This window comes from Arthrobacter sp. 05T45, from assembly GCF_056395875.1.
Window position 1 is genome coordinate 86,857 of sequence record NZ_JBFTKI010000003.1, and the last position, 14,286, is coordinate 101,142.

At 68.9% G+C, this 14,286-nt stretch carries 16 protein-coding genes; 11 read left to right on the plus strand and 5 right to left on the minus strand.

What is annotated here, in order from left to right; all coding sequences use genetic code 11:
* The first annotated feature begins 91 nt into the window (after positions 1–91).
* The 5 genes from AC1DGD_RS04950 to AC1DGD_RS04970 all read left to right on the plus strand — a co-directional run bounded on the left by AC1DGD_RS04950 (position 92) and on the right by AC1DGD_RS04970 (position 3,921).
* The gene (locus tag AC1DGD_RS04950) at positions 92–1,045 is read left to right on the plus strand and encodes a carbohydrate kinase family protein (protein ID WP_476856095.1); all 954 of its coding nucleotides are present in this window, start codon (positions 92–94) and stop codon (positions 1,043–1,045) included.
* A 13-nt stretch (positions 1,046–1,058) separates the two neighbouring features.
* Positions 1,059–1,571, plus strand: a complete 513-nt coding sequence (locus AC1DGD_RS04955) for a YbhB/YbcL family Raf kinase inhibitor-like protein (RefSeq protein WP_476856096.1) — start codon at positions 1,059–1,061, stop codon at positions 1,569–1,571.
* Positions 1,572–1,735: 164 nt separating this feature from the next.
* Positions 1,736–2,554, plus strand: a complete 819-nt coding sequence (locus AC1DGD_RS04960) for an HAD family hydrolase (RefSeq protein ID WP_476856097.1) — start codon at positions 1,736–1,738, stop codon at positions 2,552–2,554.
* A 168-nt stretch (positions 2,555–2,722) separates the two neighbouring features.
* On the plus strand, positions 2,723–2,986 hold the full coding sequence (locus AC1DGD_RS04965; protein ID WP_476849936.1) for a hypothetical protein: 264 nt from the start codon (positions 2,723–2,725) through the stop codon (positions 2,984–2,986).
* 92 nt (positions 2,987–3,078) lie between these two features.
* Positions 3,079–3,921, plus strand: coding sequence for a glycerophosphodiester phosphodiesterase family protein (locus tag AC1DGD_RS04970; RefSeq protein WP_476856098.1), 843 nt, complete (start codon positions 3,079–3,081; stop codon positions 3,919–3,921).
* Positions 3,922–3,934: 13 nt separating this feature from the next.
* Here AC1DGD_RS04970 and AC1DGD_RS04975 read toward each other — a convergent pair whose 3' ends face one another.
* Both AC1DGD_RS04975 and AC1DGD_RS04980 read right to left on the minus strand, forming a co-directional pair.
* Positions 3,935–4,864 (minus strand): NAD(P)H-hydrate dehydratase, encoded by a 930-nt coding sequence (locus AC1DGD_RS04975; protein ID WP_476849934.1) that lies wholly within the window; start codon positions 4,862–4,864, stop codon positions 3,935–3,937.
* Positions 4,848–5,579: a histidine phosphatase family protein gene (locus AC1DGD_RS04980; protein ID WP_476849933.1), complete on the minus strand. Its 732-nt coding sequence runs from the start codon at positions 5,577–5,579 to the stop codon at positions 4,848–4,850. Before AC1DGD_RS04980 ends, AC1DGD_RS04975 begins: the two co-directional genes overlap by 17 nt.
* Positions 5,580–5,764: 185 nt before the next feature.
* Here AC1DGD_RS04980 and AC1DGD_RS04985 point away from each other — a divergent pair, with 185 nt between their 5' ends.
* Positions 5,765–6,889, plus strand: coding sequence for a glycerate kinase (locus AC1DGD_RS04985; protein WP_028275966.1), 1,125 nt, complete (start codon positions 5,765–5,767; stop codon positions 6,887–6,889).
* 37 nt (positions 6,890–6,926) lie between these two features.
* Here AC1DGD_RS04985 and AC1DGD_RS04990 read toward each other — a convergent pair whose 3' ends face one another.
* Together AC1DGD_RS04990 and AC1DGD_RS04995 are read right to left on the minus strand one after the other, a co-directional pair.
* A complete protein-coding gene (locus AC1DGD_RS04990; RefSeq protein ID WP_476849932.1) occupies positions 6,927–7,634 on the minus strand; it encodes a DUF6766 family protein in 708 nt (235 codons plus the stop codon).
* Positions 7,631–8,131: a DUF6328 family protein gene (locus AC1DGD_RS04995; protein WP_028275968.1), complete on the minus strand. Its 501-nt coding sequence runs from the start codon at positions 8,129–8,131 to the stop codon at positions 7,631–7,633. Before AC1DGD_RS04995 ends, AC1DGD_RS04990 begins: the two co-directional genes overlap by 4 nt.
* Positions 8,132–8,349: 218 nt before the next feature.
* On the opposite strand from AC1DGD_RS04995, the gene AC1DGD_RS05000 reads away from it, so the two are divergent.
* Entirely contained in the window at positions 8,350–9,267 is a 918-nt protein-coding gene (locus tag AC1DGD_RS05000) for an SDR family oxidoreductase (protein ID WP_476856099.1), read from the plus strand.
* Between the two features lie 72 nt (positions 9,268–9,339).
* Complete coding sequence (locus tag AC1DGD_RS05005; protein ID WP_028275970.1) at positions 9,340–9,861, plus strand: hypothetical protein; 522 nt, start codon at positions 9,340–9,342, stop codon at positions 9,859–9,861.
* 140 nt (positions 9,862–10,001) lie between these two features.
* Here the strand turns inward: AC1DGD_RS05005 and AC1DGD_RS05010 are convergent, their stop codons facing one another.
* Positions 10,002–11,357: a uracil-xanthine permease family protein gene (locus AC1DGD_RS05010; RefSeq protein ID WP_476856100.1), complete on the minus strand. Its 1,356-nt coding sequence runs from the start codon at positions 11,355–11,357 to the stop codon at positions 10,002–10,004.
* 211 nt (positions 11,358–11,568) lie between these two features.
* Between AC1DGD_RS05010 and AC1DGD_RS05015 the strand changes: the two genes are divergently transcribed.
* The 3 genes from AC1DGD_RS05015 (at position 11,569) to AC1DGD_RS05025 (ending at position 14,286) form a co-directional block, all read left to right on the plus strand.
* Complete coding sequence (locus tag AC1DGD_RS05015; protein ID WP_476849928.1) at positions 11,569–12,174, plus strand: malonic semialdehyde reductase; 606 nt, start codon at positions 11,569–11,571, stop codon at positions 12,172–12,174.
* Between the two features lie 219 nt (positions 12,175–12,393).
* Positions 12,394–12,963 (plus strand): hypothetical protein, encoded by a 570-nt coding sequence (locus tag AC1DGD_RS05020; RefSeq protein ID WP_476856101.1) that lies wholly within the window; start codon positions 12,394–12,396, stop codon positions 12,961–12,963.
* A 174-nt stretch (positions 12,964–13,137) separates the two neighbouring features.
* A complete protein-coding gene (locus AC1DGD_RS05025) occupies positions 13,138–14,286 on the plus strand; it encodes a GGDEF domain-containing protein (RefSeq protein ID WP_476849926.1) in 1,149 nt (382 codons plus the stop codon).

A 14,286-nucleotide genomic window follows, 5' to 3' on the forward strand; every position in this document is an offset into this window, starting at 1 on the left:
GCAGTGACGCCGGGCAGTGACGCCGGCAGGGCGGAAGCGGGTGGGGGCGCAACACACGGCACCGGAGCGCATTCTCTGGCAGAGTATGGTCATGCTCACAGTTATTGGCGAGGGGCTGGTTGATGTTGTCCAGCGGTCCTCCGGCGTCCAGGCCCATGTTGGCGGCAGCCCCCTCAACGTGGCGGTGGGGCTGGCGCGGCTGGACCATCCGGTCCAGTTCATCGGCCGCTACGGCCGCGATGCGTATGGCGAGGCCCTGGCCGCGCACCTGAAGTCGAGCTCCGTGCTGCTTCCGCTGGGACCCGACGAGCTGCCCACCAGTGTGGCCTCCGCCCTGATCGACGACGCCGGCGCCGCCACGTACACCTTCGACCTCGCCTGGGAGCTTCCCGGCGTCGCGGCGCGCCTGCCGTTCCTGCTTCAGGGAACCACGCTGCTGCACACCGGTTCGATCGCCACCATGCTGGCGCCGGGCGCCGCCGACGTGTTTGCCGCCGTCGAGCGCGCCCACCCGTCCGCCACCATCAGCTTCGACCCCAATTGCCGTCCCAGCATCATCCCGGACGTGGACTACGCCCGCGGGCAGGCCGAAAAGTTTGTGCGCCTCGCCGACGTTGTGAAGGCCTCCGACGAGGACCTCGAATGGCTCTACCCGGGCGTGGACCCGCTGGACTCGGCCCGCCGCTGGCAGGCGTTGGGCGGTTCCGAAGGGCCGGCAATGGTGGTGGTGACCCGCGGCAGCAAGGGCCCCTGGGGCATCAACGCCGCCGGTGAGGCGCAGTTCCCGGCCCCTGAGATCAACGTCGCGGACACAGTCGGCGCCGGGGATTCCTTCATGGCCGCGCTCCTGTCCGGCGTTGTGGATCTGGGCCTGGACGGGGCACAAAACCGCAAGGGCCTGCGCGAACTCTCCGCCGAAAGCCTCGGCGATGTCCTCGCCCATGCCTCCCGGGCAGCGGCGGTCACCGTGTCCCGCGCCGGCGCGAACCCGCCTACGCGCGCGGAACTGGCACGGATGGAAATGGGGGCCCAGCCCCTGCAGTGAGTGAAAGGCAGCCATGACACGGCACGATGTTCCGGTGTTCCCCGTCCGCAGTGAATCCTACGCGGAGGGCCAGACGCTCCCGGCCGCCCAGCGCAGCGGCAAAATGCGCGCCGGCGGCCGGGACGAATCCCCGCAGCTGAGCTGGAGCGGCGCCCCGGCCGGCACCAAGGGCTACGCGGTGACGATGTTCGACCCCGACGCCCCGGGGCGCGGCGGCTTCTGGCACTGGGCCGTGCTGGACGTCCCCGCCGACGTCACCTCGTTGCCGGCAGGAGCGGCCGCCGAGGGCGGCAGGCTCCTTCCCGCGGGCGCCATCCAGTTGAAGAACGACGCCGGATTCCATGGCTACCTGGGCGCCGCACCGCCTCCCGGACACGGGCCGCACCGGTACGTCATCACCGTCCACGCGCTCGACATCGCACCGTCCGGACTCAACGAGCACACCGCTCCGGGCAGCCTGGAGGCGAAGCTGTCGCAGCACACCCTGGGCCGGGGCACGCTGACCGGCATCTTCGAACGTCACTGAGCCCGCCGCCGCCCGCCGAGGCTGTCGCCCCTGTCGCCCCTGTCGCCGAGTTCGCCGGAACCTCCCCAGTTCGCCGTGATTGTCCGGCGAACCCGACGCGGTCCGGCGAACTCGGCGAATGCGGCCGCGAGGGCCTGCCGCCCCGGCGCACGTAGACTGGCACTATGCGGCTGGTAGCAAGTGACATTGACGGAACGATCCTCGGCCATGACGGCAAAATCAGCGACCGGACCGTCCGCGCGTTCCACGCCTGCCGCGACGCCGGGCTGGAACTGGTGTTCGTCACCGGACGGCCGCCGCGCTGGCTCCACCCCCTGCAGGACCAGTTGGGGCATACCGGAACGGTCATCTGCTCCAACGGCGCCGTCGTGTGGGACCTCGAGGCCGACTGCCTGCTCTCGGCGCGGACACTGGACCTCGACGCCATGTTCGAGGCCCGCCGCATCATCAAGCGGCTGCGTCCGTCCGCGCTGTTTGCCGCCGAAACCCTGACCGGCTTCCATCTGGAACCGGGCTTTATCGAAAACGGCTCGAGCGAACTGCTCGCGGAATTCACCCCGGCCCCGCTTCACACCACCCTCACGGAGGCGGACGCCGTGGCGAAGTTCCTGGCCATTGTCCGCGAAGGCACCGCCGACGAGTTCCTCGCCGAGGTGACGCCCGCCGTCGCCCATCTGGCCGCCGCGACGCACTCGGCGCCGAACATGGCCCTCCTCGAGCTGTCCCTGCCAGGCGTGAACAAGGCCGTGGCCCTGGCTGAATATGCGTCGTCCCTCGGCATCGGCGCCGCGGACGTGGTGGCATTCGGGGACATGCCCAACGACATCGAGATGCTTCGCTGGGCCGGGCACGGCTACGCGATGGCCAGCGGCCATCCGGAAGCGATCCGGGCCGCCGGCCGGCAGGCCCCGCACTTCGACGACGACGGCGTCGCCCAGATCCTCGAGTCAAAGCTCGCCGAACTCGGCGTCCGGCTGCCCTAAAACCCCGGTCCCGCACCCGCTCCCCACGCCCGCCCCGGCCCAGGTCCCCGCACCGGTCGCCCGGTTCCCGGCGGACACCGGATTCCCAGTTCGCGGTCAACTGGCGTTCACCTTGGCCTCCTAGGCTGGAAGCTCGCGACGAAACGTTTGACCGAGAATGGGGACATCATGGCCAGGCACCGCATCAACAACACGGACGAACAACCCCTGCACCCGGTGGAACCGGACCGGCACTGGAGGCAGCTGCGCCAGGGCGACCGCGTCAGCGTCCGGCTCGCCCCGGGCCTTGAGACCGGCGGGCTTGTGGACGCCGTGACGGCGGACCACAGCGTCGTCTGGGTCGACCTCGACGGCGGCCGCGGCCGCACGCTGCTGCACTGCAGCGACGGCGTCGAAATCCGCCAGCAGGCTCCTGACACCCCGTCCCACTGAGGCCCACTGAGGCCCGCTGACCCGGCCCGCCAGTACCGGCCCTCAAGCCCCGGTCGAATCCCGGTCCCGGCAGACCAAGGTACGCTTCAGGAGTGACTGACCTGCACCCCTACTTTGCCCCTCGCGGGGATCGCGACGGCGGCCCGGAGGGCGCCGCCACCCCGGCCCCGGGCAGTTCCCGGGCGCCGCTGGCGCTGGCCCACCGGGGCTTCTCACTGGACGGGCTGGAGAACTCGATGGCCGCGTTCCGCGCCGCCGTCGACCTCGGGTTCCGGCATCTGGAGACGGACGTGCACACCACGGCCGACGGCGTGTTGGTGCTCTTCCACGACAAGACCCTGGACCGGATCACGGAGGGCCGAGGCCAAATCGCTGACCTTCCCGCCTCAACCGTGGCCCGGGCCAGGATCGGCGGGACCGAACCGATCCCGCGGTTCGATGAGTTGATCGCTGCCTTCCCGGACGTCCGGCTCAATATCGACGTCAAGGACTGGAACTCCGTGGGCACCCTGGCCTCGGCGATCGAACGCCACGGACTGCACGACCGCGTGCTGGTGGCCAGTTTCTCGGACCGGCGGCGCCGGGCAGTGCTGAAGCAGCTGAGCCGTCCCGCCGCGAGCTCGGCCGGCATCGTGTCCAACGCCGTGTTCGTCCTGCTGGGCCCCGTGCTGCCGACGCCGCTGATGTCCGCCGTGGTGCGCCGGGCACTGCGCGGAGTCCACGCCCTGCAGGTCCCCGTCCGCTACGGCGCCGTGCCTGTGGTGACGCCGGGCTTCATCCGGCGGGCACACCGGCACGGGCTGCAGGTCCACGTCTGGACAATCAACGAGCCCGCGGAAATGCACCGGTTGCTTGACCTTGGCGTCGACGGGATTGTCACGGACCGCGCGGACCTGCTCAAATCGGTCCTCCAGGAGCGCGGGACCTGGTCCTGAAGGGTCGCTCCGCTCAGGCGGAGAGTTCCATCATGAGTGGCGGCAATTCGTCGGTGAGCTCCCGGGCGAGATAGCCCAGGCCGCCCAGCCGGCTGGCAAGGCGGTCTCCGGCCGCAGCATGCAGATGCGTTCCCCAGCAGGCGGCCTGCGCGTTGCCCGTTCCCCTGGCGCGGAGGCCGGTGATGGCGCCGGAGAGGACATCCCCGCTGCCCGAGGTGCCCAGCCCGCTGTGCCCTGTGGTGATCTCCCAGAGGCCGGCCCCGGACGTGGCAGCCCTGCCGGTGCTGCGGGGTTCTGCGATGGCCCCCTGACACGTGACCACGGCCCCGTATTTGTCGGCAACCTCAGGGAGCTGGCGGTGCAGGTCCTCGACCTCCCGCCCGAGCAGGATGCCCGCCTCCGTGACGTTCGGGGTCAGGATCAGCCGGCCGGCCCACGGCGCCAGTTCGGCTTCGAGCTCCGGGACGCTGGCCAGGGCAAAAGCATCCAGGACAATGCACGGCGGGCTGCCCGGGGTGGCCTGAAGGAGTTCGCGCAGCAGCGCCGTGGTCTGGTCCTTGTCGTCCAGGCCCGGCCCCACCAGGACGGCGTCGGCGGTTTCCAGCTCGGCGGCCAGGGACCCGGCGGCGGAACCGACCACGGTCCCGGCCGTCGTTTCCGGCAAGCCAAGGACGCCGGCTTCGGGCAGGGCGATGGCGAGCGGCACCGCCACGGACTCCGCCACGGCCAGGGTCAGCCGGCCAGCGCCCGCGCGGAGGGCGGCGACGCCGGCGAGCAACGCCGCTCCGGGCGTCTTGCGCGCGCCGCCGATCACCAGCACGGAGCCCCGGTCATCCTTTCCGGAGCCGCCGTCGGGGAGCGGCCAGGCCCGCAGCAAAGCAGGGGTGACGGCCTCGGCCTGGGGGCGGCGTTTCGCTTGCCGGGAGTTAGCGGGGGTGGACATCGGCGTCTCCCGAGTGCTGGGTTACCGGGACACCTTCGCTCGTGAGGTGGTCGGCCATATTGAACCCCTCCAGCTGCCATTCCCCCCGGCCGCCGGGCCGGATGAAGCGGCTGACGGAGGCGTTGAGGATGGTGGACGCGGCCGCGATGTCCAGCAGCTGCTCCTCCGAGAGCCCCTCCAGGATGTAGCGGATGAGCAGGATCACGGCATCGTGGCAGACCAACAGGACGCCCCCGCCCGGATGCCTGGTGTCGAGGTCGGCGAGCAGCGAGCGAAGCCGCAGCACGACGTCCGCCCAGGACTCGCCGCCCGGGGGCCGGTAGTAGAACTTGCCGAGCCACCGCCGCCGGCCGGCCTCCTCCGGGAGGCGGGCTTCCACCCCGGCCGAAGTGAGCATGTCCAGGATGCCGAGCTCACGGTCGCGCAACCGCTCATCGATCAGGATAGATGTTTGCCAGCCGCCGGTCTGGACGGCGAGTTCCGCGGTCTGGCGTGCGCGCAGGTAGGGCGAGGACCAGACTGGCGTGCGCCGGCCGTCCGGGTAGTCCGCGAGGAGTCTGCCCAGGGCCAGCGCCTGCTCCCGTCCCGTGTCCGACAATCCGACGTCCGCGTCCCGGGCCGGGACGTCAATGACATGCGCGCCGGCCTGCTGAGCCAGCGTGGCGGCAACGTTGCCCTGGCTTTCACCGTGCCGCACGAGCAGTAACTCGCTCACGCCCGGAACGCCGTGTCCATAGTGGCTCACCGTTCCCCCTATCCGTTGCTTTCCAACGTCGTCCTCTGCCGGGCGGGCCCGGGCTGGAATATGTGTGGCAGAAAGGTTACTCCCGGTGGCGCGGATTTGTCCCCTGCACCGGCGATCGAGCAACACCGGGGCCGCCGGGCTGGCAGGATAGAGCCATGCGCATCCTCATCGCCCCGGACAAGTTCAAGGGTTCCCTCACCGCCGTCGAAGCCGCCGCGGCCATTGCCGAGGGCGCCCTCCGCGTCTACCCCGAGGCCGACGCCATCCAGTTCCCGGTGGCCGACGGCGGCGAAGGAACCCTCGAGGCGGCCGTCGCGGCCGGCTACGAGGAACGGCTCAACGCGGTCGTCGGCCCGATCCTGGCCCCGATCGGTGCCGCGTGGGCCATCCGGGCGGATGCTTTCGGCGGCGCCACCGCGGTGATTGAAACGGCGCAGGCCTCAGGGCTGGCGCACATGGAGCCCACACCGGCCAACGCCCTGCGCGCCCACAGCTACGGCTGCGGCCAGCTGATCGCCGCCGCACTGGACGCCGGTGCCACGGAAATCGTGCTGGGCGTAGGCGGTTCGGCCATGAGCGACGGCGGCAGCGGGGCCCTCCGCGCCCTCGGACTCAAGCCGTTGGACGCCGCCGGCAACGTGGTGCCCCTCGGCGGCGGGTCGCTTGCCGACGTCGCGTCCGTGGACATCAGCGGCCTGGACCCGCGGCTGGCCGGGGTGAAGTTCAGGATCGCCGTCGACGTCCAAAACCCGCTGTTCGGCAGCGACGGCGCGGCACACGTGTTCGGCCCGCAAAAAGGCGCCGACGCCGATGCGGTGGAACTGCTCGACGCCGGCCTGCGCAACTGGGCTTCGGTCCTGCGCCAGAGGACCGGCCGGGACGTCAACGTGCCCGGCGCCGGGGCGGCCGGCGGGTTCCCGGCGTCGTTCCTGGCCTTCAGCACGGCCGCCCTGGAAGGCGGCTTCGAGCTGGTGGCCGGCCTCACCGGGCTGGACGCGAAACTCGCGGTGGCTGATTTGGTCATCACCGGGGAAGGCTCCATGGACAGCCAATCGCTGACAGGCAAGGCGCCGATCGCCCTCGCCGATGCCGCCCAGGCCCTTGGCATTCCGGTGGTCGTGGTGGCCGGCCGGATCCTCGTCACCCCGGAGGACCTTGCCCGTCACGGCGTGGTGGCCGCGGCGCAGCTGCTGGACGTCGCCGGCAGCCCCCAGGACGCAGTAGCAAACGCCGCAAAGTACCTTACCTGGGTCACCAGCCAGGTCCTCGAAGGCGCCTGACGCCCCTGCTGGCCGGCTGCGCCGGCCAGCTTGCCGCCTAGGCGCCGGTCTCGTAGTGCGGTTCGGCCACGGGTTTGGACTCGGGGGAGCCCTTCTCGCGAAGGTAGACCGAGGCGCCTACCAGGACCGCGACGGCGAGGAACTCGCTTTGCCAGTTCTGGAAGGATTCGAACCAGAATCGGCTCGTCGCCAGATAGCCCAGCACCGTCACGGTGGGCTGGCCGTGCGCCTGCTGGTCACTGTTGTAGTCCTCCGCGCCGCCAACCGCGTGCAGGGCGATCGACGCCAGGAACAGCAGGAGGAACATGATCGAAAGCGAGTGTTCGTAGAGCTTGAGGACCCAGCCGCCGCGCCGCACCGGCCACGGCGTGGACTCCTTGAGCTTTGCCTGCCGGGGATCCTCGTCTTGCGGGGCGGTCCGGCCCACCGGCTTGGACTCGGAGGACCCTTTCTGGAACAGGAAGACGGTGAGGATGACGTACATGCCCATCTGCAGGAATTCCGACTCCCAGTTCTCGAAAGTCGCCTCCAGGAAGTTCCCGGTGCCAAGGTACTGCAGGACGGTCACGGCAGGTTCGCCGTGGGCAAGCTGCTCGTCGCTGTAGGTGCTTGCCCCGCTCAGGACCATGCCGCCGAAAAACACGACGAACAGCCCGATGTTGGCCAGAAGCAGTCCATGTTCCTTGACCCACTTGCCCATGGTTCCCGTGCCTGCGGTGTGGCGCTCATGTGAAACGTTTGTCATAGCGACTCCTCTTTGCGGGCCCGTCGACGGATCCAGGCAGGGACAAGTACCAGCAGCAGCACCAGCACGGCGAGCAGCCCGACGCCGGCGATCACGCCCGCCGTCCGGCCTACGGTGACATCGAAGATCAATGAGGTGGTGCCCACGCTCAGCAGCCCCACCCCGGTCAACGAAAACCTGACGATGATGTCCGCGCTGCTCACGAGGGCCTGCTTCAGCCCTTGCCGGAACAGCCGGCGGTGCACGCTCACGGGCAGCAGGATCGTGGCCGTGGTCAGGGCGGCCAGGACGACGTTGGCGAGATACAGGCGGGTCTGGTAGTCATCGAGCGTCTCGAAGCGCGACTGGAACGGCAGCGTCAGGAGGAAGCCGGCGAGAATCTGGACGCCGGTCTGCAGTACGCGCAGTTCCTGCAGCAGTTCGACCCAGTTGCGGTCCATCCGCTCCGCAACGGACTCGTCCCTGCCGTCGTTCTTCGGCACTACTGGGCCAGTCATCGGTACTCCTCGGCAAAATCCTGAAACCAAGGCCGCCACAACATGCGGCCCCACCCTCAACCTAGGCTTGAGAGTTGCCAAAAACAAGTTGGTACTAAGCTTGCTGACGATATTGTGGTTAGGGTAGAAACTGATTACTTCGCTGGGATGGATTCAGCGGGCCCAGGCCCCATGGGACCGATGAACATCCTGGAAACCGACACGTTGTTAGGCGGACTATGAGCGACTCAAGCGAACGGCAGGATCAGCCCAAGCAGCCCGAACAGCCGCGCGATCCGCGCGCCGGCTACCATTCCGGCCCGTTCCCGGAACAGGTCCAGAAGCAGCCCGGCCTCACCGCGCCCATGGAGCCCAAGCCGGACCACGGCGAGGAAAGCTACCGCGGCAGCGGTGCCCTGAGCGGCAAGGCCGCCCTGATTACCGGCGGCGACTCCGGGATCGGCAGGGCGGTGGCAATCGCCTTCGCCCGTGAGGGGGCCGACGTCGCCATCTCCTACCTGCCGGAGGAAGAAGACGACGCGCAGGACACCGCCGAGTGGATCCGAAAGGCCGGCCGCAAGGCCCTGCTGCTCCCCGGCGACGGCCGCAGCGAGGACTTCGCGGCGGACATCGTGAAGGCGACGCTGGCCGAATTCGGGCGCCTCGACGTCCTGGTGCTCAACGCGGCCTACCAGAAGAACCGCGAGAGCTTCGAATCACTGCCCACCGAAGAGTTTGATCGAGTTTTCAAAACCAATCTGTACTCCCTGCTCTGGACGGCCCGTGCCGCGGTCCCGCATCTGGAAGCGGGTGCGTCGATCATCACCACCGCGTCAATCCAGGCCTTCAACCCGTCCCCGGGGCTCATCGACTACGCCATGACCAAGGCGGCCCAGGTGGCTTTCACCAAAGCCCTGGCCCAGGAGCTCGGACCCAAGGGGATCAGGGTCAACGCCGTGGCCCCGGGTCCCATCTGGACACCGCTGATTCCGGCCACCGAATGGCCCGACAAGCTCCCGTCCTTCGGCCAGGACACGCCCCTGCAGCGGGCGGGGCAGCCGGCGGAGCTCGCGGCCGCCTATGTCCTTCTCGCCTCCGACCACGGTTCCTACATTTCCGGAGCCGTGCTTCCGGTCACCGGAGGCAAGGGTCTCTGAACCCGCTCCGGACCCGTCCACTGCCAGCTAGTCCCATTTCCAGCATCAGTTTCCAGCACCAGGAGGAATGACATGACTGAAAACCAGCAGGATCCCAAGACCGTCACCGAGGAAGCGGGCGGCTACGGCACGCCGACCGCCGAGCAGGAGATGGGCGGCGATGGGAAGAAATTTGCCCAGCCCCGCGAGGAGGAGGCCTTCGACGCCGCCGGGCTGAACCAGGACAGCCCCGACGGCGAGACGTATCCGGCCGGCGCGCCGGACCTGAGCCAGTTCGGTGCAGAAGACCAAGACAGTGCAGGAGAACCCGGAGCAGGACGCTTCGGAGGAGCGGAGGAACAAATGAGTTCAGAAAACGCCAGCGCAACCCCCGGCTTCGACCCGGACGCCTCGGAGAATTCCGAGGCGGCAGTGCCGTCGTCGGAAGCGGAGATGGACGGTGCCAACACGGAAGAGCCCGACGCCGGGCGGCCCTTCTCCTCTGAGTCCGGACAGGACGCGGCGGGGCTGCCGGACGGCTCCGGGACGGACCTGCCGGAGAACAAGTCGCCGAAGGACCGCGACGATGACAAGGACGCCTTCGACGCCGGCTAGTCCCGGGCCCGTCGCGCCCCGCCGCCACCGGCGCTGCCGGCCGTGACAGCGAAAAGGCCGGACTCCTGCCCCTGGGCGGAGTCCGGCCTTTCTCGTCGGGCGGGATTGCCCGCTCGCCGCGCGCTTCCGGGCGGCGTTCTTTAGCGGCGCTTCTTGGGGGAGCGCTTGACGGCTGCCTTGACCGCGGCCGTCGAAGCCGCGGCCGGCGTGGGATCTTCGGTTTCCGGTTCGGCCACCGTGCCGCGCACCTTCGCGATCGCCTTCATGCCGTGGTAGATCACCAGGGCGGCGGCCGAGCCGAGCGCAATCCCGGTGAACTTCAAGTCGCCGATGGTCCAGGTGTAGTCGGCAATCCCGACAATAAGGGCGACGGCGGCCGTGGTCAGGTTGATCGAGTTGGAGAAGTTCACCTTGTTCTGGACCCAGATTTTCACGCCCAGCACGCCGATCATGCCGTACAGCATCGTGGCCGCGCCGCCCAGGACGCCGGCGGGGACGGTGGCGATAAGCTCGCCAAACTTCGGCGAGAAGCTCAGGATCACCGCGAAGCCGCCGGCCACCCAGTACGCCGCCGTCGAATACACCTTGGTGGCGGCCATGACGCCGATGTTCTCGGCGTAGGTGGTCGTCCCGGACCCGCCGCCAAGACCGGCAAGTACGGTGGCGGCGCCGTCGGCCAGCAGCGCGCGGCCGGAGACGCCGTCGAGGTTCTGCCCCGTCATGGCGGACACGGATTTCACGTGGCCGATGTTCTCTGCCACCAGCACCAGTACGACCGGCACGAAGAGGCCCACGACGCCCAGGTGGAATTCGGGGGTCTGGAAATGCGGCAGGCCCACCCACCCAGCACTGTCCACCTTGGAGAAGTCCACCTCGCCCCGGATCATCGCAACAAGGTAGCCCACCAGGACACCCACCAGGATGCTCAGCCGGCCCAGCATGCCGCGGAACAGCACGCTGACCACGATGATGACGGCCAGGGTGATGAAGGCGGTGACGGGGGCCTGGTCGAAGTTGGCCTTCGCCGCGGGTGCCAGGTTCAGGCCGATCAGCGCCACGATCGCGCCGGTCACGATCGGCGGCATGACCCGGTTGATCCAGCCGGCGCCGAACTTCTGCACTACGGCGCCGACGACGGCGAGGGTCGCGCCCGCCAGGACCACGCCGCCGAGTGCCCCGGGGACGCCGAACTGCTGCTGGGAAGCCATGATCGGCGCGATGAACGCGAAGCTGGAACCGAGGTAGCTGGGCACCCGTCCCTGCGTGATGACCAGGAACAGGAGCGTGCCAATGCCGGAGAAGAACAGGGTGGTGGCTGGCGGCATGCCCGTGATGATCGGGACCAGGAAGGTGGCACCGAACATGGCCACAACATGCTGCATCCCGATCCCTACCGTCAGGGGCCAGGTGAGCCGCTCATCCGGCCTGACGACCTCACCGGGGCGGACGGACTTGCCGTTGCCGTGGAGCTTCCATTTGGTGCCGAGCATGCTCATGCCGGGAGCCTTTCAGAGAATGTGGGGCGGGCGGGAAGGAATCTTCCCGAGCAACTTTACCGCGCAGCATTTACCGGCCGTCCCGTCGGGCCGGTGTGCCCGAGGTCACAGGGCGCAGCGGGAAGCAGGCGCCGTCCGTTGAAGTTGCAACTATTGACAGCAGGAGACGCCGGCCGCCCAAGAGTGCGCCGGCCCAGCGAAAGGGATGCCCATGACACTCGCCCACGATGAAGCAGTAATCGAGGCAGCCGCCGTCGACGCCATCTTTGCCGAAGCCCGCACGGCGAACGCCTTCACCGGCGACGTTACCGACGAGCAGGCCCGCGCGATTTACGAACTGACGAAGTTCGGCCCCACGGCGTTCAACTCCCAGCCGCTGCGCGTTACGTACGTGCGCTCCGACGAAGCCCGCGCCACGCTTGTTGATGCGCTGGCCGCCGGAAACCGCGCCAAGACGGCATCAGCGCCGCTCGTCGCGGTCCTGAGCTACGACACCGCGTGGCAGGAGCAGTGGGACGCGTTCCTTCCCGGCTACAACGCCCCCAAGGCCATGTATGACGCCGCGCCGGATCTCGCCGCGGCCACGGGCAACAACAACGCCCACCTGCAGGCCGGCTACTTCATCCTCGCGGTCCGCACCCTGGGCCTCGCGGCAGGTCCCATGACCGGTGCCGACTTCGCCAAGATCGACGCCGCGTTCTTCCCCGACGGGAGCCAGAAGAGCTTCCTGGTGGTCAACATCGGCCAGCCCGGGGCAGACGCCTGGGGCGAAGCTAAGCCGAAATTCGCCTACGAGGACGTCGTCCGCACCGTCTAACAACCCCCGGCACCGTTCTCTCCGGCACTGTCCTCCCGCGGAGGTGCCTCCGGCACCATGGGGGACAGGCCGGAGGCACGCGGGATGCGATTCTGCGGTTCAGCGCAAGGCCCACATCCAAGGCCACTTCCCATTTTAGTCCGCGCCGTCGCCGCCGGCACTGTGAGTTTGCGGCGCCTGCCCGGCCCCGGAGGCGCCGCGGCGTGGCACACTTTTCCCATGCGGAACCTGATCGCGGTGGCCTTCGTGGAACCAGTAGCCGAAGGGCTCGAGTTTCCCCGGGATGACTGGCCGCTGCATCTCACCCTGGTCAAGTTCGACGTGGTCAAGGCCGGCGTCGTGAAGTCCGACGTCGTCGAACCCGGCCAGGAAGCCCGCGCCGAACCCGCGCCGGGCACGCCGCCGGCCGCGGGCGATCCGCTCGCCGGCCACATCGCCGCCCTCATGGCGGACCCGGTGGCCGCTGCCCTGGGCTGCCGGATCAGCGTGGGCGGCGAAGCCGGGTTCGGGCGCGCAGGGTCAATCCCGGTCAACCTGATTGAACCCAGCGACGAGCTGCAGGTCCTCCACAACAAGCTGGTCCGGATCGTGGATCAGCTGCCCGGCCGGATCTCCACGCCTGCCTACACCCTGGAGGGGTACCGGCCGCACGTCTCGCACCACGGCGACAAACGGCTCCGGCAGGGCGACACGTTCGCGCTTGACCGAATAGCGCTCGTGGACATGGCGCCCGACGGCGGGCACGCCACGCGCCGGATCCTGAAGTTGTGGACCGCCGGCCAGGCGTAGGCGAGGCGCCAGAACGGCGTCTTTGGGAGGGCCCGGCGTCATATCCGCGACGCCGGCGCTGGATTCCTGCGGGCCGGGTGCCATACTTGGGTCAACTTCGGCAGCTATTCGAGGGTTATTCGAAGACGAAGTGAGTATTTCGGGCAAGTCACAGCGGACCGGGGGGACCACTAAATGATGCTTGACGCCGCGACACTGCGGGTTGCCTTGGCGCTTGTCGACCTCACACTGCTCATGCTTTTCTACTTCATTACGTTCCGGCGCACCCGGTCGCACTACAGCGGCTGGTGGTGCATGGCGCTCCTGCTGTTCCTGGTCGGCAACGCCGCGTACCTGCTGGACGGTACGGCGCAGCAGGGGTGGGCCATCCCTGCCGGCAACGTCCTGCTGGTCGCCGGTGCCGCCAGCATCTGGGCCGGCGGACGATCCCTCCGCGCCCCCTCCCTCCGGCCTTGGCAGCTCGCGGCCGGTCCTGCCGCCACCGCCGTCGCTTCCTTCCTCGACCACCCGGCCACCAACGTCTGGGCGGGAGGCCCGGTGTACCTGGGATTCATGGCCGTGTTGATCGGCCTGGCATCCCGGGAGCTGTTCCTGCTCGAGCGCGACTACTCGCGCGTCCACCGTCCACTCGCCGTGGGCGCCGGCATCCTGGCCGTGTTCTACCTGGGCCGCCTGGTCGCTTTCCTAGCGAACGGACCGGACGGTGCCGTCTTCACGTCGGTGTTCGGCTCCGTCCCCATGACCGTCTTCTCGACGATCACACTCGTGGTTGCTTCCTTCACCATGGCCGAGCTGAGCTACGAACAGCAGACCCAGGATCTCCGGGCACGGGCCACCGTGGACGGCCTCACGGGCCTGCTCAACCGTTCTGCGTTCCTGGACCTCGCCGAAAACGAACTGCGCCGTCTGCGCCGGACCGGCACCACGGCATCGATCATCCTTGCGGACCTGGACCACTTCAAGGCCATCAACGATCAGTTCGGCCACTCGGCCGGGGACTCCGCTCTGCAGGCCTTTGCCAGGGCCTGCTCCGGCACCGTCCGCTCCACCGACCTCGTGGGCCGTTACGGCGGCGAGGAATTCATCCTCCTGCTGCCTGGCGTCACGCCGGACCGGGCACGGGAAATCGCTGCCGACATCAGCGTCCGGCTCCATCAATCCGGCTCCGCAGTCATTCCCCGGCTGCCCACCGTGAGCTACGGCATCGCGTCCACCGGCGCCGGACCGGGCGGCCTCGACGCCGCAGTGATCTCGGCCGACGCGGCCCTCTACCAGGCAAAGACGCTTGGCAGGGACCGCGCCGAGTTGGCCACCGGCGGCTGA

Bases quoted from the DNA above. Each gene is read 5' to 3' on its own strand.
- AC1DGD_RS04990 (WP_476849932.1), bottom strand. From the start codon at position 7,634: ATGACAAACGTTTCACATGAGCGCCACACCGCAGGCACGGGAACCATG.
- AC1DGD_RS05010 (WP_476856100.1), bottom strand. From the start codon at position 11,357: ATGAGCATGCTCGGCACCAAATGGAAGCTCCACGGCAACGGCAAGTCC.
- AC1DGD_RS05005 (WP_028275970.1), top strand. From the start codon at position 9,340: ATGACTGAAAACCAGCAGGATCCCAAGACCGTCACCGAGGAAGCGGGC.
- AC1DGD_RS04965 (WP_476849936.1), top strand. From the start codon at position 2,723: ATGGCCAGGCACCGCATCAACAACACGGACGAACAACCCCTGCACCCG.
- AC1DGD_RS05015 (WP_476849928.1), top strand. From the start codon at position 11,569: ATGACACTCGCCCACGATGAAGCAGTAATCGAGGCAGCCGCCGTCGAC.
- AC1DGD_RS04960 (WP_476856097.1), top strand. From the start codon at position 1,736: ATGCGGCTGGTAGCAAGTGACATTGACGGAACGATCCTCGGCCATGAC.
- AC1DGD_RS04975 (WP_476849934.1), bottom strand. From the start codon at position 4,864: ATGTCCACCCCCGCTAACTCCCGGCAAGCGAAACGCCGCCCCCAGGCC.
- AC1DGD_RS05020 (WP_476856101.1), top strand. From the start codon at position 12,394: ATGCGGAACCTGATCGCGGTGGCCTTCGTGGAACCAGTAGCCGAAGGG.
- AC1DGD_RS04985 (WP_028275966.1), top strand. From the start codon at position 5,765: ATGCGCATCCTCATCGCCCCGGACAAGTTCAAGGGTTCCCTCACCGCC.
- AC1DGD_RS04955 (WP_476856096.1), top strand. From the start codon at position 1,059: ATGACACGGCACGATGTTCCGGTGTTCCCCGTCCGCAGTGAATCCTAC.
- AC1DGD_RS05025 (WP_476849926.1), top strand. From the start codon at position 13,138: ATGATGCTTGACGCCGCGACACTGCGGGTTGCCTTGGCGCTTGTCGAC.
- AC1DGD_RS04950 (WP_476856095.1), top strand. From the start codon at position 92: ATGCTCACAGTTATTGGCGAGGGGCTGGTTGATGTTGTCCAGCGGTCC.
- AC1DGD_RS05000 (WP_476856099.1), top strand. From the start codon at position 8,350: ATGAGCGACTCAAGCGAACGGCAGGATCAGCCCAAGCAGCCCGAACAG.
- AC1DGD_RS04995 (WP_028275968.1), bottom strand. From the start codon at position 8,131: ATGACTGGCCCAGTAGTGCCGAAGAACGACGGCAGGGACGAGTCCGTT.